General features: G+C 36.8%; 17 protein-coding genes. 13 read left to right on the top strand and 4 right to left on the bottom strand.

The features are described from left to right. The first annotated feature begins 420 nt into the window (after window positions 1-420). The 3 genes from AC2A07_RS05930 to AC2A07_RS05920 are packed head-to-tail and all read left to right on the top strand — an operon-like array spanning window position 421 to window position 3,356. The gene (locus tag AC2A07_RS05930) at window positions 421-1,671 is read left to right on the top strand and encodes a quaternary amine ABC transporter ATP-binding protein (protein WP_484049657.1); all 1,251 of its coding nucleotides are present in this window, start codon (window positions 421-423) and stop codon (window positions 1,669-1,671) included. A gap of 1 nt (window position 1,672) precedes the next feature. Next, the gene (locus tag AC2A07_RS05925; protein WP_484049656.1) at window positions 1,673-2,500 is read left to right on the top strand and encodes an ABC transporter permease; all 828 of its coding nucleotides are present in this window, start codon (window positions 1,673-1,675) and stop codon (window positions 2,498-2,500) included. A gap of 1 nt (window position 2,501) precedes the next feature. Then, on the top strand, window positions 2,502-3,356 hold the full coding sequence (locus AC2A07_RS05920) for a glycine betaine ABC transporter substrate-binding protein (RefSeq protein ID WP_484049655.1): 855 nt from the start codon (window positions 2,502-2,504) through the stop codon (window positions 3,354-3,356). A 75-nt stretch (window positions 3,357-3,431) separates the two neighbouring features. Here AC2A07_RS05920 and AC2A07_RS05915 read toward each other — a convergent pair whose 3' ends face one another. Together AC2A07_RS05915 and AC2A07_RS05910 are read right to left on the bottom strand one after the other, a co-directional pair. Continuing rightward, window positions 3,432-3,896, bottom strand: a complete 465-nt coding sequence (locus tag AC2A07_RS05915; protein ID WP_484049654.1) for a thioredoxin family protein — start codon at window positions 3,894-3,896, stop codon at window positions 3,432-3,434. Between the two features lie 89 nt (window positions 3,897-3,985). Further along, window positions 3,986-6,049 carry a TonB-dependent receptor plug domain-containing protein gene (locus tag AC2A07_RS05910; protein ID WP_484049653.1) on the bottom strand — a complete coding sequence of 688 codons (2,064 nt, stop codon included), beginning with the start codon at window positions 6,047-6,049 and terminating at the stop codon, window positions 3,986-3,988. Window positions 6,050-6,167: 118 nt separating this feature from the next. On the opposite strand from AC2A07_RS05910, the gene AC2A07_RS05905 reads away from it, so the two are divergent. The 8 genes from AC2A07_RS05905 (at window position 6,168) to AC2A07_RS05870 (ending at window position 15,010) form a co-directional block, all read left to right on the top strand. Then, window positions 6,168-7,355, top strand: coding sequence for a homogentisate 1,2-dioxygenase (locus AC2A07_RS05905; protein WP_314494319.1), 1,188 nt, complete (start codon window positions 6,168-6,170; stop codon window positions 7,353-7,355). Window positions 7,356-7,558: 203 nt separating this feature from the next. Continuing rightward, complete coding sequence (locus AC2A07_RS05900; protein WP_484049652.1) at window positions 7,559-8,833, top strand: acetyl-CoA hydrolase/transferase family protein; 1,275 nt, start codon at window positions 7,559-7,561, stop codon at window positions 8,831-8,833. A gap of 106 nt (window positions 8,834-8,939) precedes the next feature. Further along, a complete protein-coding gene (locus tag AC2A07_RS05895; RefSeq protein ID WP_484049651.1) occupies window positions 8,940-9,716 on the top strand; it encodes a hypothetical protein in 777 nt (258 codons plus the stop codon). Window positions 9,717-9,952: 236 nt separating this feature from the next. Next, a complete protein-coding gene (gene hppD, locus AC2A07_RS05890; protein WP_484049650.1) occupies window positions 9,953-11,083 on the top strand; it encodes a 4-hydroxyphenylpyruvate dioxygenase in 1,131 nt (376 codons plus the stop codon). A 70-nt stretch (window positions 11,084-11,153) separates the two neighbouring features. Continuing rightward, window positions 11,154-11,618: a hypothetical protein gene (locus tag AC2A07_RS05885; RefSeq protein WP_314494325.1), complete on the top strand. Its 465-nt coding sequence runs from the start codon at window positions 11,154-11,156 to the stop codon at window positions 11,616-11,618. Window positions 11,619-11,666: 48 nt separating this feature from the next. After that, window positions 11,667-12,914, top strand: coding sequence for a fumarylacetoacetase (gene fahA, locus AC2A07_RS05880; protein ID WP_484049649.1), 1,248 nt, complete (start codon window positions 11,667-11,669; stop codon window positions 12,912-12,914). 571 nt (window positions 12,915-13,485) lie between these two features. Further along, on the top strand, window positions 13,486-13,797 hold the full coding sequence (locus AC2A07_RS05875; protein WP_484049648.1) for a GxxExxY protein: 312 nt from the start codon (window positions 13,486-13,488) through the stop codon (window positions 13,795-13,797). A 391-nt stretch (window positions 13,798-14,188) separates the two neighbouring features. Further along, entirely contained in the window at window positions 14,189-15,010 is an 822-nt protein-coding gene (locus AC2A07_RS05870; RefSeq protein ID WP_484049647.1) for a flavin reductase family protein, read from the top strand. Window positions 15,011-15,051: 41 nt separating this feature from the next. On the opposite strand, the gene AC2A07_RS05865 is transcribed toward AC2A07_RS05870, so the two are convergent. Beyond that, entirely contained in the window at window positions 15,052-15,549 is a 498-nt protein-coding gene (locus AC2A07_RS05865) for a GNAT family N-acetyltransferase (RefSeq protein WP_484049646.1), read from the bottom strand. Window positions 15,550-15,787: 238 nt separating this feature from the next. Next, window positions 15,788-16,660, bottom strand: a complete 873-nt coding sequence (gene dapA / locus AC2A07_RS05860; protein WP_484049645.1) for a 4-hydroxy-tetrahydrodipicolinate synthase — start codon at window positions 16,658-16,660, stop codon at window positions 15,788-15,790. A 106-nt stretch (window positions 16,661-16,766) separates the two neighbouring features. Between dapA and AC2A07_RS05855 the strand changes: the two genes are divergently transcribed. Together AC2A07_RS05855 and AC2A07_RS05850 are read left to right on the top strand one after the other, a co-directional pair. Then, window positions 16,767-17,522: a 5'-nucleotidase gene (locus AC2A07_RS05855; RefSeq protein WP_314494335.1), complete on the top strand. Its 756-nt coding sequence runs from the start codon at window positions 16,767-16,769 to the stop codon at window positions 17,520-17,522. Beyond that, window positions 17,522-18,472 (top strand): metallophosphoesterase, encoded by a 951-nt coding sequence (locus AC2A07_RS05850; RefSeq protein WP_314494337.1) that lies wholly within the window; start codon window positions 17,522-17,524, stop codon window positions 18,470-18,472. The genes AC2A07_RS05855 and AC2A07_RS05850 overlap by 1 nt, the downstream gene beginning before the upstream one ends. The last annotated feature ends 57 nt before the right edge of the window (window positions 18,473-18,529 follow it).

Below are 18,529 nucleotides of genomic sequence, written 5' to 3'. Positions count from 1 at the left end.
ACATCCTTTTTCACAAACACCTACAATTCAACCTATTACTTAATGAAATTTTGATTTATTATTAAATTCGTAAATTTGCAGGGTCATTAGAAGTCGTCACCTATCGGTTAGGTGCTTCAGAGCACTACAGCTTTGCTGTAAATCAATATCTGTAATCCATGATTTAATGATCATTTTTTCAGATTCAATTTTAAAAGATGAATTTCTTTTTTACATATATACTTTTAGCTAAAAGCAAGTCTATTTAGAGCTTCTTATACATCAGATTCACCTGTTTTGTATGGTTCTTTCTTTTTTTTAGGTAGTTTTTTCTTTTGAAAATCTTAAGATTATTTTTTGCTAACAGTACTCCTGTTGCTATAGAGGATGTAAGAATTGATTAAAATTTCTAATGGCATATACGTAACCTAAATTTAGAATATGGATAAAATTGAAAATAACAGAAAGGTAAAACTCAAAGTCGAAGATCTTACGATTATATTCGGGAAGAACAAAGAGAAAGCATTTGAGCTGCTGGACCGTGGTTTTTCTAAAAAGGAAATACTTGAAAAAACGGGATGTACTGTAGGAATCAACAAAGCCAGTTTCGAAATCTATGAAGGTGAATTCTTTGTCATCATGGGACTTTCAGGAAGTGGTAAATCTACCTTACTCAGATGTCTGAACAGATTGAATGAACCTACTTCTGGAAAGGTATTTATCAATGATGATGATATTACCGGTAAGAACAATAAAGATCTTCTGGAAGTAAGGAGAACAGAAATGAGCATGGTGTTTCAGAAATTTGGCCTGTTGCCTCACCATACCGTTTTAAGCAATGCAGCATTCGGATTGGAAATAAGAGGAGAAAATAAGATCTCACGAGAGGAAAAAGCACAGAAAGCTTTAGATATCGTTGGACTGAACGGTTTTGAAAACCAACTTCCTTCACAGCTGTCCGGCGGTATGCAGCAAAGAGTGGGATTGGCAAGAGCATTAGCCAACGATCCTGAAGTTCTGCTTATGGATGAAGCTTTTTCAGCACTGGATCCGCTTATAAAATCTGAAATGCAGGATCAGCTGCTGGAATTACAGGAAACCTTGCAAAAAACAATCGTTTTTATTACCCATGATCTGGATGAAGCCATCAAAATCGGAGACCGGATTGTCATTATGAAAGACGGCGTCATTGAACAGATCGGAACGGCAGAAGATATTTTAACGAACCCTGCAAGCGACTATGTAAAAGCTTTTGTGGAAAAAGTTGACCGCAAAACAATTATTACCGCCAGGTCTTTAATGTTTGACAAACCTACGGTTGTCCGTTTCCGGAAAGACGGCCCTGAAGGTGCACTCAGAAAAATGAGAACAACAGGATTAGAAAACTTACCGGTGGTAGATCTCCAGAATAAATTTTTAGGATTTGTAACTCTTAACGACATTGTACAGATTGCCAAAAAGAAAGAACCGACCGTAGAGTCTGTCATCAACAGTCATGTTCCTTCTGTATTTCAGAATGCGACTGTAGAAGAAATGCTGCCTTTGATTTCCGAAAACAAATCTTCCATCGCCGTTGTGGATGAAAATAATAAATTTTTGGGTCTTGTGACTCAATTATCAATCATTATAGAAACCACAAAGTTTAATGAAGAAGAGATTACTGAATTAAAAGAAATCGCAAACAACCAATAAGATGAATAAAACAATAGATATAGGCCAATATGTAGAAACTGCTGTCAATTGGCTGACCGAAAATGCAAAACCTTTATTTGATGTCATAAAAAATGTGGGAAATTCTTCTATATTAGGAATAGAATGGGCTTTGGTCAACACCCCTTTCTATGTGATCATTCTCCTATTCACCTTGCTTGCCTGGTGGAAAGCCGGAAAAGGCACTGCCCTGATGACTGCAGGAGGACTTGCTTTGATCTTTCTGATGGGATTCTGGAGAGAAACCATGGAAACCCTGGCCCTCATTTTTGTGGCAACACTCACAGCACTGTTACTGTCTGTACCTTTAGGAATATGGGCTGCAAAAAACAAATTTGCAGCAAAGATTATTCGACCACTGCTTGATTTAATGCAGACGATGCCGGCATTTGTTTATCTGATCCCGGCAGTATTATTTTTCAGTATTGGTAAAGTGCCGGGGGCATTTGCCACCATTATTTTTGCGATGCCGCCTGCTGTACGGTTGACCACACTGGGAATTGAGTCCGTGCCAAAAGATATTGTAGAGGCAGCCAGGGCTTTCGGAGCCACCAACCGTCAGATTTTATTTAAAGTCGAACTTCCATTAGCCACCAAAACGATCTTAGCAGGAATAAACCAGACGATTCTGCTGTCATTGTCAATGGTTGTTATTGCAGGAATGATTGCTGCCGGAGGTTTAGGCGAAAAGGTGTTGGAAGGAATTAATAACCTGGATATCGGATTAGGGTTTGAAAGTGGATTATCAGTGGTAATCTTAGCCATTATTCTTGACCGTATCACGCAGGGATTTGTAAAGAAAAAGCAATAAAATGAAAAAAATAATATACCTGTTACTGATTTCTTCTGTGATCACACTTGGACTCTTAAATTCATGCAGTAATCTGAAGAATTCTAAATATATCAACATCGGAATGGTTGACGGATGGGCTGAAGATGTAGCCATGACCCATGTGGTAAAAGCAATTTTAGACGAAGAAGGCTATCATGTAGTCATCCAGAAAGCTTCCACAGATATGATTCTTGCTTCCATGAATAATGAAGATACCGATCTTTTTCTGGGCGTGTGGCTACCTTACACCCACGCAACAAAAGTTGCAAAGTTTCCGGACCTCATCACCATCGGTACAAATTATGACAATGGCCGTATAGGGCTGATTGTCCCGGATTACGTCCCGATCCGGTCAATTGATGAATTACCGCAATATGCAGAGCAGTTCAATCACAGAATCATCGGAATCGAAAAAGGTGCCGGAATGACGTCAGCAACCGACAGAGCCCTGATTGATTATCAACTGGATTACCGACAGATCAATTCTTCTACAATTGCCATGATCACCGAACTGCAGAATGCCATAAAACGTAAAGAATGGATTGTTGTCGCAGGATGGCAGCCTCACTGGATGTTTGCTAAAATGAAACTCAGGTTCCTGGAAGATCCGAAAAAAACATTCGGTGAAGCTGAACAGATCAAAACCTACAGCAGGAAAAGCTTTGGTAAGGATCATCCGGAACTGGTTAAATTTTTCTCAAAAATGCATTTTGATGATGAAAACATGACTGATCTTCTGGCTGAGATGGAAGACAGTAAAGATAAAGAAGCCACTGCCAGGAAATGGGTTCATGATCATTCTCAACTGATAAAAACATGGTTGGATAAAAATTGACCAGGCGTTAATTTTATATAATGTATCGTCCTCAGATCTTTTCAGATTCTGAGGATTTTCATGAATATAATAAAGTTACCTGCCTGAAATTTCCAGCAGTTTATCTTTCATTCTTTCGGGTTTAAAGAGTCCTTCCTGATAATAGACGAGATTCTGATCCTTATCTAAAATAATCCAAAGAGGATAGACGGGCTGGCTTTTGTTTTGAGAAAAGGCAAGCGCAAGTTCATGAACCCCTGAATTCCCGTTTGGTAAATAATTAAATACTTTACCCTGAAAATTAATTTCTCCTTTTGTTTTTTCTGCTTCAAAATTCACGAAATAAAAATGTTCACTGATTATTCTGATCAATTCCTTATCCTTATTGAGCTGGAAAGATTCGATCTTGCAGACTGTACACCAATCTGTATAAATATGAATGATCGTAGGTTTAGCTTCTTTCTTTTGCTGAATTTCCCAATCCGGAACAGTCAGCGACTTTATCTGTGAAAAACAAAATCCTGATATGAAAACAACTGAAAATATAAAAAATCTAACCATTCATTTTTACGATATTGAGTTCATAAAACTATTCAGCTGCAAACTTTAAAACATTAAAATATCATTCATGCCTTTTTGCAGTCAATCAATCATTTCAAATTATACTTTACCCCTAAAAAACCTCTTATTCTCTGCATCGGTGCATAACCATAAGTTGTGTCAAAAGTATAATGATTCGGATTGCTGATCGGGTCATTTACCTGATTGTCAAACGGATCAAACGGACGCATCAGAGGATCTTTCGGCGTAAAATTGAATAAATTTTTCACTCCGCAATACACTTCAAACCCGGAATCAAAACTCTTTGATACCTGAATATTTGCCAGTGAATATAAGGGAGAATATTCAGGTCTGTAATCATTCGGTAAAACCGGTAACCGCATCGGTCCGTAAAACTGCCCGGTAAAATCTACCGCAAGGTTTTTAGAGAATTTATAGGTCAGGTTATAGGTACCACTCCATTTTGGAGCATGCAGCTGCTGAACTTTTACTTCTTCTCCATCAAATTTCTGATAAACATCAAGATAGGTGACTCCCAGATTGACACTCAGCGGAAAACTAAAACTGAAATCGATATTCAAGGAAGCTCCTCTTGAAATTCCATAGCCATGAAGGTTATCATAAATAATTTTATCGGGTTCTGTATCAAAATCACCGACAATTTTATTGCTGAAATAGGTATAGAATGCAGAAGCATCAAGATTGATTAACCGGTCTCCGACAGGAATTTTCAGGACATAATTCAGATTCCCGTTGACAGATCTTTCCGGTTTCAGATCAGAACGGATAACGACTTCACGGGAACCGGTCAATGCTGCATGATCCTCGGTAAATAAATTGACGACCCTGAAACCTGTTCCGAAATTAAATCTGAACGTGTGGTAAGGATTGGGTGAAAATTTCCAGGCAAAACGGGGTGAATGTACAGAATGGTGAATTTTGTCATAATCAAATCTGTAACCCAGCAACACGGTATTTTTTTCGTTGATTTCCCACTGATCCTGAATAAATGCTCCAAAAATTGGTGATTTCATCGGCTGGTTGGTGATTTCATCTGAACTTAGTGTTCCCGGAGTATTGTCATCATAAAATGTCCTTTTAAAAGTCAGCCCTAAGATCATGTCATGGCTTCCCAGTTTTTTATCCCAGTAGGTCTGTGCAAACATTACTTTCTGTAAAGCGGTGTAAGGAGTATTTCCGTAAAACGAATTCTGATCGTGATAATTATAAGAAAACTGGGTAAAAATCTGCTCCTTTACAGGCAGCTGATACATTCCGAAAGCTTCTACCCTGTTCGTATAAATACTTTCCCCATATACCTCATCACTTCCGCGGTAAGACCTGTTCCACTGCATCTCTCCGCCGAAACGGTCTTCATACAGATACCTCAGCGCAAAACTTGCCTGCCTGCTTTCTTTCCGCTGGAAATTCCATTTATTAAAAACAGAAATTCTGTTTTGCAGCGCAGCATCCGTGAAATTATCCTTATTCTGATCTATCTTTTCATTAAAACGGAAATAATTTAAACTTACTAATGAAGCCGCCTTTTTTCCCACATTAAATTTTGTTGAAAGATCCATATTGTTTTCTGCCCAGCTCGTCGTCATCAGGTTGACACTGAATTTTGGAGCAGTCAGTGCATTTTTGGTAATAATATTGATAACTCCTCCCATTGCTTCTGAGCCGTATAATGAAGATGCAGGACCTTTCACCACCTCAATTCTTTCAATCAGACTGTTGGGGATTCCACTCAGCCCATAAACAGTGGAAAGCGAACTGACAATCGGCATTCCGTCAATCAGAATCATCGTATAAGGACCTTCCAGACCATTGATATGAATATCTCCTGTATTACACACTGAACAGTTCAGCTGCGGCTGGATCCCGTTGACCATGGCAATGGCTTCGAAGACACTCGGTGTAGGATTCTTCTGAAAAAACTTCTGACTGTAAATTTCTACGGCTACCGGGCTTTTAGATTTACTTACCGGTTTTATTGTCCCGGTAATCACTACATCATCAATTATTTTTATTCTTTCTTTTTTTAGCGGAATTTTTATGGAATCAGTTTTTCCGGTTAAATCTAAACTGTCGGTCTCCTGGGAGAAGCAGAATCCTGAAAAAAGTATGACAGAAAATAATATTCGTTTCATGAAATTAAAATTGTTAGACAAAGCTAACAATTATTTTTTAACAGCAAAACTATTTGATGAAAAACGTTGAATTAAAATTCGGAAGAAATGATTAAATTTGAGAAAATATAAAGGTAAAATGAGATATCACCAATCCGGGAACATCCCTCAGAAACGGCATACGGTTTTTAAATCACCTGAAGATAAATTTTATTACGAACAATTGTTTGGTACAGAAGGTTTCCACGGCATATCTTCTCTGCTTTACCATGTTCACCGCCCTACACAGATTAAGTCAATCGGTGAAGCCAAAGATGTCACTCCAAAAATTGCAGTTGACAAAAATGTCACCCCAAGAATGTTCAAAGGCATGAATGTAACGCCTGAAGATGATTTTTTGGAGAGCCGGAAATTTCTTCTGGTCAACAATGACCTTAAAATGGGATTGGCGAAACCGAGAAAATCGATGGATTATTTTTACAAAAACGCCGAATGTGATGAGCTTCTGTTCGCTCATGCCGGAAGTGGAATTTTAAAAACATTCGTCGGAAACCTTGAATTCTCTGTGGGTGATTATCTGATTATTCCGAGAGGAACCATTTATCAGGTTGAATTACATTCTGAAAACACCGTGTTTTTTGTTGTGGAGAGCCACTCTCCGATCTATACACCAAAAAGATACAGAAACGAATTCGGGCAGCTGCTTGAACATTCTCCATTCTGCGAAAGAGATATTGTTGCACCAACTTTCATCGAACCAAAAGATGAAAAAGGAGAATTTTTAATTAAAGTAAAAAAAGAAAATCAGATTACCGATTTTATCTATGCGACACACCCTTTTGATGTGGTGGGATGGGATGGTTATTTTTATCCCTATAAATTTAATATCAAGAATTTCGAACCGATCACAGGAAGAATACACCAACCGCCACCGGTTCACCAGACTTTTGAGGCACACAATTTTGTAGTCTGTTCGTTCTGCGCAAGAATGTATGATTACCATCCACTGGCAATTCCTGCTCCTTATAATCATTCAAATATTGATTCTGATGAGGTATTGTTTTATACAGAAGGAGATTTTATGAGCCGGAATCATATCGATCTGATGGATTTCACCTTACATCCGGGTGGAATTGTACACGGCCCTCATCCCGGAGCAATGGAAAGGAGTATCGGGAAAAAATTCACTGAAGAGTATGCGGTTATGGTTGATCCTTTCCGCCCTTTAAAAATTACGGAAGAAGCAATGAAAGTGGAAGATCCTTCCTACAAAACCTCATGGCTGGAAAGTGAAGATCACAGCCTGAAAGATCGTTCACAGGAGTAGAAAAAAGATGATAAAGTATTTTACTCTTCTTATATAGGATAAGGACTCAATGCTCTGCATTGGGTTCTTTTTATTTAATATATTATCTAAAAACATGACAAATGTTTCAAAAACAGATGCTCGACGTTGAGACTTAATTTCTACAATATTATTAACTTTAGAATATTAAAGTAAGTTTTAAAACTATCAATAAAAATTTCAATATGTATAATTATATCAGTGCAGAAGAAGCTATTTATACCGTCAAAAGCGGAAACCGTGTGTTTTTTCATGGAAGCGCATGTACTCCCAATCATTTAATAGACGAACTTGCAAAACAGTCACACCGTTTAGATAACGTAGAGATGGTTTCGATTACCCAGCAGGGAAATGTAGAGATTGCCAAACCTGAATATAAAGATAAATTTTTCGTGAATTCACTGTTTGTTTCAACACCGGTACGTGATGCAGTAAACTCTGACCGTGGAGATTTTGTGCCTGTCTTCCTGAGTGAAATCCCTATTTTATTCAGAAAAAATATTTTACCGCTCGATGTCGCTCTGATTACGGTATCGCCGCCTGACAGACATGGTTTCTGTACCTTGGGAACTTCGGTTGATGTGGCAAGAGCTGCGGTTGACACAGCAAAACTGATTGTAGCGATTGTAAACCCGCTGATGCCGAGAACCCATGGTGACGGAATGCTGCATGTCAGTAAAATCCATAAACTGGTCTGGCATGAAGAAGAACTGCCAACGGTAGATTATGGTGCAAAAGTGGGACCTGATGAAATGCTGGTGGGTAAAAATGTGGCAGAATTAATTGATGACAGATCTACTCTACAGATGGGTATCGGTACAATCCCTGATGCTGTTCTGAAATGCCTGGGAAATCATAAAGACCTGGGCGTTCACACCGAAATGTTGAGTGACGGCGTTATCGACCTGATTCAAAATGATGTAATCAACAACAAGTACAAAGGCTATAACGATAATAAAACAATCACCAGTTTCTGTTTCGGAACAAGAAAGCTATATGATTATGTAGATGACAATACTGTATTTTCATTTGATGATGTAAGCACTGTCAACTTTCCCATCAATATCATGAGAAACAAAAAAATGGTCGCTATAAATTCAGCGATTGAGATTGATCTGACCGGGCAGGTCTGTGCAGATTCTATCGGCACCATCCAGTACAGCGGAATCGGTGGACAGATGGATTTTATGAGAGGAGCTGCATTGAGCGAAGATGGAAAACCAATCATTGCCATTACCTCAAGAACAAAAAGAGGGGTTTCAAGAATTGTTCCATTCCTGAAACAGGGGGCAGGAGTAGTAACAACCAGAGGACATATTCACTGGGTCGTAACAGAATATGGAACCGCTTATCTGTATGGCAAAAACCTGCGGCAGAGAGCACAGGAATTAATCAGTATAGCCCATCCGGACGACAGAGAAATGCTGGAAAGGGCAGCTTATGAAAGATTTAAACATTAAAAATTTCAAGATATCAGTCTGTAAGAATTAAACAACTGATTATAAAGGAGATAAAGTTTTTGGCAATCTTTTTGCTGAAAACTTTTGTTATATAAACATTACACATTTGAAGACGATTTATAATTCTATAAAAGATGAAGTTGTAAAACATCCAAAAGTTCAGGATTCGGTTTTAGGCAAGGTAAAAGTATGGAAGAGAAGTCATTATATCATCCTTTCAGAAATTATTAAAGAAGAGCTTGCCGTATCAGAAGAACTTAAGGATGACAAAAGGTTTGAATTGGGAAATACCATTTCGCACATTACTCTTCAGCGTTTTTTTTTAAATAACTACCAGGATAAAACACACAATGATCTTCGCTTTTTAAAAACACTCGACAAGATCTGTATTTTTTTGGGCTTTAAAGACCTGAATTCCTATATTCTTTATCTCAAAGAAAATGAGGTACAGGATAACGAAGCAGATGAAGATTTTTTTTCAAGTGAAATTGTTTATCAATACTGTTCTGCGGCTTTTGATATGTATGCGAAATTTCCTGAACTAAAACTGGACACATTAAAAGACTTTGTATTTGACAAATCCCCTTTTCTGGAAAGAATATCGACCTTCAGCAGGGAAATTTCTGAAAGGAAATTCGAACTTGTCACCAAAAACAACCGCTCTAATTTTGAGATCTTTGATGTAAACCTTGTTACAGACGAGCCGGACAAAAAAATTCTGGAAACTCAGGAATTCTGGAATCTGCTTTTTAAAGTTGGAGATAGCGGGGAAGAGCACTTTGTGAATCAACTCAATACCCAGGTCTATTTCATCCGGAAAATTAATAATGTCTGGAAAATCTGGGATAACTACAATCCTGACGCCGGCATATTAAATACTTAAAACAAAAGCCGTAATTAATTACGGCTTTCATTCTTTTGAAATAATTCTTTTTTCGACATCTTGTTTACAGTACAAATATAGAATAAATAATAAACAAAACGTAAACTTAAATATACTTAATTAAACTTTAGCTTATATTAAAAATAACGCAATCGATTACACATTAAGATTGTTTTTAATTGTTTACAGGAATTTTGTAATTTGCAATCCATTAAATAAAAGTAAAAATAGAAAATATGTCAACACTTACATTTGCCGAAAAAATCGCTCAGGCTGAGAATTTTTTGCCGATTAATGGTACAGATTACATTGAGTTTTATGTTGGAAACGCTAAACAGGCTGCCCACTATTACAAAACAGCTTTTGGTTTTCAGTCTGTAGCTTACGCAGGTCCTGAAACCGGAGTAAGAGACCGTGCATCTTATGTTCTTCAACAGGGGAAAATCAGATTGATTTTAACGACAGGTCTGAAATCTGAATCACCGGTCAGCGAGCATGTGAAAAAACACGGCGATGGAGTGAAAATTCTGGCACTCTGGGTAGATGACGCCTATTCAGCATTCGAAGAAACCACAAAAAGAGGTGCTAAATCTTATTTAGAACCCGTTACATTGACAGACGAACATGGTGAAGTAAAAATGTCCGGAATCTATACGTATGGAGAAACCGTTCACATGTTTATAGAGAGAAAAAACTATACAGGAGCTTTCATGCCGGGATATCAAAAATGGGAAAGCGATTATAATCCCGAAGAAGCAGGTTTACTCTATGTGGACCACTGTGTAGGAAATGTAGGCTGGGACCGAATGATCCCAACTGTTGAATGGTATGAAAAAGTAATGGGCTTTGTCAATATTCTTTCATTTGATGACAAGCAGATCAATACAGAATATTCTGCCCTGATGTCTAAAGTGATGTCCAACGGAAACGGTTTTGCAAAATTCCCGATCAACGAACCGGCAGAAGGAAAGAAAAAATCTCAGGTAGAAGAATATCTTGATTTCTATGAAGGCGAAGGGGTACAGCACATCGCAGTGGCAACAAAAGACATCATTCATACCGTAACCCAATTGAAAAAACGCGGCGTAGAATTTCTTTCTGCTCCTCCGGAAGCCTATTATAATATGGTTCCTGAGAGAGTTGGCCACATTGATGAAGATCTGAAAAAGCTTCAGGATCTTGGAATTCTGATTGATCATGATGAAGAAGGTTACTTATTACAAATCTTCACAAAACCTGTAGAAGACCGCCCTACCCTTTTCTTTGAAATTATTGAGAGACACGGTGCACAAAGTTTTGGTGCAGGTAACTTCAAAGCACTTTTTGAAGCTTTGGAGAGAGAACAGGAAAAAAGAGGAAATCTTTAATTTTTTAAAACAAATATAAAGTTTTGTCAGGATGCAGATCTTGACAAAACTTTTTTATAAACACATACTTATGAGAAAATTATTCATCAGTACCTTTATTTTAGCAGGCCTTTTATTACAGGCACAGAGCTATGCAGCATTAGACGAAATACTTACCCGCCTCGAAGAAAGAAGAGGAATCAATCAGCATCTGGAAAATGTAAGTGTTGATCACAAAAAATTTGTTCTGATCAAAGATTTTGAAGACCATACGGAAAGGAATTTCATTATCATTAACGGTAAAGATATTACGTACGTGGAAATGTTTGATGACAAAGCAACCGGAAAAAGCACTTCCAATGTTTTTTCAGGGGATATTATCCGGAAAAAGAATATCATTTCGTTAAGAGCCGACAAACTCGAAAATAAGAAAATTCCGATTCCTGTCTCTAAAACGCTTCTTCTGACCAAACAGAAAGAAATCATCTATCTTATAGATATCAATTCAAGAGACCGCTGGATTGACGAGGAATCTTATGCTAAAAAACCAAAATAATTACAGGTAAAGACCAACTTTTAAATCAAAACTTCAAACTATCATATTATGAAATCATTTGTAGAATATAATTCAGATTCAGACTTTTCCATACACAACATCCCTTTCGGCGTTGCAGTATTTAATAAAGAATTCATCGCCTGCTGTACTAGAATCGGCGATCAGGTTGTTGATCTTGCTCTGTTATATGACCTTTCTTATTTTGAAGAAATACAGGGATTAGACGAAAACGTTTTCGAAGCATATACTTTAAATGAATTCATCGAATTGGGAAAGCCTGTTACAAATGCGGTGCGTCTGAGAATTCAGGAACTTTTTCAGGAAGGTTCGATCTTATCTAAAGATGAAAAAACCATTGAAGATGCATTTTACGATCTGGATCAGGTAAAAATGATTATGCCGGTACACATTCCGAACTACACTGATTTTTACAGCAGTATCGAGCACGCAACCAATGTCGGAAAGATGTTCCGTGATCCTGCAAACGCCCTGTTACCTAACTGGAAACATTTACCGGTAGGTTATCATGGAAGAGCTTCATCGATTGTAGTGTCAGGAACAGACATCAACCGGCCTAAAGGCCAGATGAAGCCTGCAGATGCCGATCTACCTGTTTTCGGACCCTGCAAACAGCTTGATTTTGAACTCGAAATGGCATTTATCATTAACCAGAATACTGAAATGGGAGAAAATGTTTCTACCCAAAATGCAGAAAATGCAATTTTTGGAATGGTTATTTTCAATGACTGGTCAGCGCGGGATATTCAATCATGGGAATATGTTCCGCTGGGACCGTTTCTTGCTAAAAATTTCGGTTCATCGGTATCTCCATGGGTGGTCACTTTAGAAGCTCTCGAACCATTCAGAACCGCTTCTCCCCAACAGGATCCTGAAGTGCTGGATTATTTAAAATTTGAAGGAGACAAAAACTATGACATCAGTTTACAGGTTTATATTCAGCCTGAAAATGGTGAAGAAAATCTTATTTCAGAGAGCAACTATAAACACATGTACTGGAATATGGCTCAGCAGCTGGCACATCACACTGTAAATGGCTGTAATCTTGAAGTCGGAGATCTGTATGCCAGTGGAACGATTTCCGGTAATGATCCGAAATCTTACGGTTCTATGCTGGAATTAACGTGGAGAGGCCAAAACCCTATTACCCTGAATAACGGACAGGAGAGAAAATTTATTGAAGACAACGATACGGTGACGATGAAAGCGTGGGCTGAAAAAGACGGTGTAAGAGTAGGTTTCGGAGAGGTTTCGGGTAAGATTATTCCGACTAAGTAAAATTTCAGGCTTGGGTTATGACACATAAGTTACAGAGAGATTTTTTAAGATACTATGAGAATAAAATATTAGAATAACTCTAAGACCTTTTAAATCTGAGATCTAATTTGACACATAAGTCACAGAGAGATTTATTTTGCTGGGTAAGAAGAAAACATTAGTTTGAAAATCAGAAGATTTTTCAGATACTGTGAGAGTAATTGTGAGGTTTTACTTTTAAAATCTGAGATCTAATATGACACATAAGTCACAGAGAGATTTGTTTTGCTGGGTAAGAAGAACATATAAGTTTGAAAATATTTGAATGTCCGTTGTTAATCAAAACATTTAGATAATCAGTCATTTTGTCATTCCGAAGGAATCTAAACTGCTTTATGTCAATGCATTGAGAAAACATTAGTTTGAAAATCATAGATTTTTTAAGATAATGTGTGAATAAAATATTAGAGTAACTATAAGACCTTTTAAATCTGAAATCTAATCTGACACATAAGTCACAGAGAGATTTGTTTTGCTGAATAAAAAGAAAACATTAGTTTGAAATCAGAAGATTTTTTAAGAAAACACATAAATGATGCGTATGGAAATAACCAAGAAGTACATTAATGAACTTACTTATAAAATTGTTGGTCCCGGTCTTTATGAACAGGTCTATCATAAATGTTTAGAACGTGAATTTGATTTACTCGGTATTCAATACGTAAGTGAGCTATACATTCCTTTCGTTTATAAAGATATTCACATTGATTGTAAAGTAAAATGCGACTTTTTAATTGAAAACTTAATTGTTTTAGAGCTTAAATCTGTGTCAGAACTGCATCCGATCCACAAGGCACAGACAATGAATTATATGAATTTATTAAAGTTCCAAAGTCAGTATTGATTAATTTTAATGTCTATAATTTGTATCATGAAGGAACAGAAACCTTTGTAAATAAATACTTTGAGAAATTAGCGTAAAATGAAAAATTATTGCTCTTCAAACTAATGTGCTCTAAAAATATTTTCAGAGCATAATCTAAAAACTCATGTGACTCATGTGTCAAAAGAAAAAAACAGTTAAATCTATTAATTTTCAAACTAATGTGCTCTAAAAATATTTTCAAAGCATCATCTAAAACTCATGTGACTAATGTGTCAAAAGAAAAAAAACAGTTAAATCTATTAATTTTCAAACTAATATGCTCTAAAAATATTTTCAAAGCATAATCTAAAACTCATGTGACTTATGTGTTAAAAGGTGTCAAAAAAATAAAGAAAGCAAAAGAATAAATATGAAAACACTCATCCCATCAGAAATATCTTCAGCTCAGCTACAGACGATTATGCAGGCTGCCGTTTCACCACGACCGATCGCCTTAGCTTCGACCGTTGACAAAAACGGGAACAATAATTTATCCCCGTTCAGTTTTTTTAATATGTTCAGTACTGTTCCTCCGATTTTGATTTTCTCGCCATCGAGAAGAGTTCGGGATAATACAACGAAACATACTTTAGAAAACGTTTTAGAAGTTCCTGAAGTGGTTATCGGAACCGTAAATTTTCCAATTGTTCAGCAGATTTCCCTTGCTTCAACAGAATATGAAAATGGGGTCAATGAATTTATCAAATCGGGACTGACAATGAGAGCTGCAGATTTGGTAAAACCTCAATTGATAGAAGAATGTCCTGTCAATTTTGAGTGCGAGGTTCTGGAAGTAAAACCTTTAGGCGATCAGGGCGGAGCAGGAAATCTGGTTATTTGTGAAGTTAAAAAAATTCATATCAGGGAAGAATACCTGAACGGTGAAGGAAATCCTGACCAAAAAAAACTGGACATGGTTGCGCGTCTCGGCGGGAATTGGTACTCCAGAAACAATGGCAACAATCTGTTTGAAGTTCCCAAACCTCTGGTCACTAAAGGAATTGGATTTGATTTGCTGCCGAACGCTGTTAAATACAGTACAATTTTCACAGGAAATGACCTTGGTATGCTTGCCAACGTAGAGGTTTTACCTTCTGATAATTGTCATGAAGATGAGAATATACATCTCAGTGCTCAGCAATTATTACTGGAGAGTAAAATTGATGAAGCCTGGAAGCTTTTAGTAAAATAAAGAATAATGAGCCGCAGATGATTCTGCGGCTTTTATTTTTTTTAGAGAGTATTTTCCATTAAATAATCATCCATCACAAAACCATTTCCTATATCGAAAACACCCTCATCATAAACTTTGTACCCTTGGGATTCGTAAAAGCTTTTCGCAGGATTGTATTTATTTACATTTAAAATAATCCTGTTATCACCGGCATCTTTTACCCTCTGATTCAAAAATTCAAGTGTGTTTCTGCCCAATCCTTTTCCTTTACTTTCAGGAACCAGATAGATTCTGTGAAGTTTTGTCGTTTGCTTCTCATAATGGTTTTCATAACCTAAAAATCCGTCCCACAAATTGAGCTTTTCATCAAAAACAAGAAAATAGTGATAATGAGGATTATCAAAATGTTTCGAAATTTCAGCCTGAGAATACATCGTATTGAGCATATATTCCATTTGTTCTTTTGACAGAATATCTGCGTAAGCATTTTCCCAGGATTTTTTTGCTAAATCCTGAATTAAAGGAATGTCTTTCTCTGTTGCTTTTATTAATTGCATATCTATTAAAGTATGAAAATATTTGCAACACCAAAAAATGAAAATCATAAGTCTCTAAAACTGATGCGCTGTCTTGAACATTCGAATATGTTTTAGATAACTAATTTGTTTCAGAAATTTTGATGTTAAATATTCTGATTAAAAAAAGTGAAAAGCATTTCACCTTTCACTTTAAATTATTTTTTTAATTCAATGGAAATCCCACCTCAATCTGCGAAGAAGGTTTCCTTTTCATTTTCTAAATTTTCGCCATTTCAGCTTTAATCTTTGCATAAAGTCCTTCTGAAGCAGTAACCAAAGGAAGCCTCACATAATTTTTAATGATTCCTTTTTCTGTTAAGACTGCTTTTATTCCACAAGGATTTCCTTCAGCAAAAATCAGGCGCGTAATATCAACCAGTTTATTATGGATTTCATAGGCTTCTTTTACTTTTCCGTCAAAAGCACACTGAACCATTGTTGAAAATTCTTTCGGATATCCCTGACCAATGACAGAAATCACTCCGTCACCACCGGCTAATGTCACAGGAAGTGTAAATTCATCATCTCCTGAAACCAGTGAAAACCCTTCAGGCTTTTTTCTTAAAATATCAAAGTACTGAAGAATATTGGGTGATGCTTCTTTAATTAAAAATAAATTAGGGAACTCGTTTGCCAGGCGGAGTGTAGTTTCTGCCTCAACATTTTGCCCTGTTCTTGAGGGTACATTATAAATAATAATATTCTTCCCTGTAGAAGCCAAAGCTTTATAATGCTGATACAGACCTTCCTGATTAGGCTTATTGTAATAAGGCGATACTGATAAAACAGCTTCAAATTCAGATAAATCTGTCTCTTCAATCTGCTTTTTTACTTCAAGAGTATTGTTTCCACCAATTCCCAAAACCAAAGGAAGGCGTTTATTATTCACTTTAATGATATGCTCCACGACCTGTTTCTTCTCATCTGAAGAGAGTGTAGCAGCTTCTGCTGTAGTTCCCAATACTACCAAATAGTTGGTTCCGTTTTCGATATTGTACTCAACAAGTTTTGTCAAACTTTCGAAATCTACGGATAAATCTTCATTAAAGGGTGTCACCAAAGCTACACCTACTCCTTTTAAAATGCTCATCTGTTCGAATTATTTCCTCCAAATTTAATAATTTCATACAAGAATTTGCAATATTTAATCCTGTTTTATTGTACATATAATTATATTTGCACATACTAAAGATATTATGCAGAATAAATTCTTACTGTTAGGAATTGCCTTATTTTCGTTAACAGCCTGTAAAACCACACCGCTGCAGGTTGCCGGCGTGCAGACACAGAAGAATATTTCTATTAATAAAGAGCTTAAAGCTGATGAAGATTTTGCTCAATTTATTGAACCTTATACGCTAAAACTCAACAAAGAGATGAATCAAAAAATCTCTTACACCAATGTTGATCTTACAAAAGAAGGCGATAACAGTAATCTGGGAAATCTTTTGGCCGATTACACTTTTGATGGTGCTGATGCCTGGGCAAAAGCAAACCTCCATAAAAGCATTGATGCTGCGTTGATTAATATTGGTGGAATACGCACCACCATCGGTAAAGGTGATATTCTTCTTAAAAATGTTTTTGAAGTGATGCCTTTTGAAAATGAGGTCATCATCGTAAAAATGACAGGCAAGGATCTGCAGGGATTATTTGATTACTATGCAAAAAATCAGAAGAACAATCCGGTTTCTCATTTATATATTGAAACAAATAACGGAATACTGTCTAAAACCCTGATCAATGGAAATGCGGTAAATCCTTCTCAGGAATACTACATTGCTACATCAGATTATCTCGCATTGGGCGGTGATAATATGAAGTTTTTCGCAAAAGGAGAATCAATTCCGACAGGAATCAAACTGAGAGATCTTTTTATTGATTACTTTAAAAAAAATCAGCAGATCAATCCTCAGGAAGAAATTCGTTTAAATTTTATCGGTAAGAAGTAATGGACAGAAAAAGCTTTCTAAAAACAATAACAGGCGGAACTTTGGCAATGACTTTAGCTCCGAACCTGATGATGGCGCACGGATCAGATTTCAATTCTTTGACCTCCCCCCATAAATTAACTATTCTTCACACCAATGACCAGCACAGCAGAATTGAACCATTTGATGAAAGCTATACCAGAAATCCCAATCAGGGCGGATTTGCAAGGAGAGCCACACTGATTCAAAAGATCAGAAGCGAAGAAAACAATCTTCTGCTTCTTGATTCCGGTGACATTTTTCAGGGAACTCCCTATTTTAATTTTTTCGGAGGCGAGCTGGAGTTTAAACTGATGTCGATGATGAAGTATGATGCATCCACAATGGGTAATCATGATTTTGACAACGGGCTTGACGGATTTTTAAAGGTTTTACCCAATGCAAAATTTCCTTTCATCTGTTCAAATTATGATTTTAAAAATACTGTTTTGGACGGGAAAACTTCTCCCTACAGAATTTTTGATAAAAACGGAATTAAGGTAGGAATTTTCGGTGTCGGAATTCAGCTTGACGGGTTGGTTGGTAAAAAGCAGTATGGAGAAACGGTTTGGTCAGATCCTGTTGATGTTGCTCAGCACTATTCTAATTTCCTTAAAAATGAAAAGAAATGCGACCTTGTTATCTGTCTATCCCATATCGGATATGACTATAAAGACGAGCCGGAAAAAATCAACGATAAAGTTTTAGCTTCAAAAACTGAAAATATTGACCTTATTTTAGGAGGTCATACGCACACTTTTTTGCCGGAACCTCAGAGTTTTAAAAACAGACAGGGAAAAACGGTTCTCGTCAATCAGGTAGGATGGGCAGGTCTTCTTTTGGGACGAATAGATTTCTTTTTTGATAAAAATAAAAATGTGCAGAAGATTTCCTGGAATAACCAGATTATTGACAGCAATATACCGGTATGATATGAAAAAACCGAATATCAACAAAACTCAGCGATTGCTTTATTTGTAGCGATAGTT

Source organism: Chryseobacterium sp. HNCC26DJ238, from assembly GCF_057180465.1.
Note: the sequence above shows the minus strand (reverse complement) of the source record. Positions and strands in the feature narration are given on the sequence as shown.

Excerpts from the sequence above, each read along its gene's own strand:
- AC2A07_RS05930 (WP_484049657.1), top strand. The coding sequence starts at position 421 with ATGGATAAAATTGAAAATAACAGAAAGGTAAAACTCAAAGTCGAAGAT.
- AC2A07_RS05925 (WP_484049656.1), top strand. The coding sequence starts at position 1,673 with ATGAATAAAACAATAGATATAGGCCAATATGTAGAAACTGCTGTCAAT.
- AC2A07_RS05920 (WP_484049655.1), top strand. The coding sequence starts at position 2,502 with ATGAAAAAAATAATATACCTGTTACTGATTTCTTCTGTGATCACACTT.
- AC2A07_RS05915 (WP_484049654.1), bottom strand. The coding sequence starts at position 3,896 with ATGGTTAGATTTTTTATATTTTCAGTTGTTTTCATATCAGGATTTTGT.
- AC2A07_RS05910 (WP_484049653.1), bottom strand. The coding sequence starts at position 6,049 with ATGAAACGAATATTATTTTCTGTCATACTTTTTTCAGGATTCTGCTTC.
- AC2A07_RS05905 (WP_314494319.1), top strand. The coding sequence starts at position 6,168 with ATGAGATATCACCAATCCGGGAACATCCCTCAGAAACGGCATACGGTT.
- AC2A07_RS05900 (WP_484049652.1), top strand. The coding sequence starts at position 7,559 with ATGTATAATTATATCAGTGCAGAAGAAGCTATTTATACCGTCAAAAGC.
- hppD (WP_484049650.1), top strand. The coding sequence starts at position 9,953 with ATGTCAACACTTACATTTGCCGAAAAAATCGCTCAGGCTGAGAATTTT.
- AC2A07_RS05885 (WP_314494325.1), top strand. The coding sequence starts at position 11,154 with ATGAGAAAATTATTCATCAGTACCTTTATTTTAGCAGGCCTTTTATTA.
- fahA (WP_484049649.1), top strand. The coding sequence starts at position 11,667 with ATGAAATCATTTGTAGAATATAATTCAGATTCAGACTTTTCCATACAC.
- AC2A07_RS05875 (WP_484049648.1), top strand. The coding sequence starts at position 13,486 with ATGATGCGTATGGAAATAACCAAGAAGTACATTAATGAACTTACTTAT.
- AC2A07_RS05870 (WP_484049647.1), top strand. The coding sequence starts at position 14,189 with ATGAAAACACTCATCCCATCAGAAATATCTTCAGCTCAGCTACAGACG.
- AC2A07_RS05865 (WP_484049646.1), bottom strand. The coding sequence starts at position 15,549 with ATGCAATTAATAAAAGCAACAGAGAAAGACATTCCTTTAATTCAGGAT.
- dapA (WP_484049645.1), bottom strand. The coding sequence starts at position 16,660 with ATGAGCATTTTAAAAGGAGTAGGTGTAGCTTTGGTGACACCCTTTAAT.
- AC2A07_RS05855 (WP_314494335.1), top strand. The coding sequence starts at position 16,767 with ATGCAGAATAAATTCTTACTGTTAGGAATTGCCTTATTTTCGTTAACA.
- AC2A07_RS05850 (WP_314494337.1), top strand. The coding sequence starts at position 17,522 with ATGGACAGAAAAAGCTTTCTAAAAACAATAACAGGCGGAACTTTGGCA.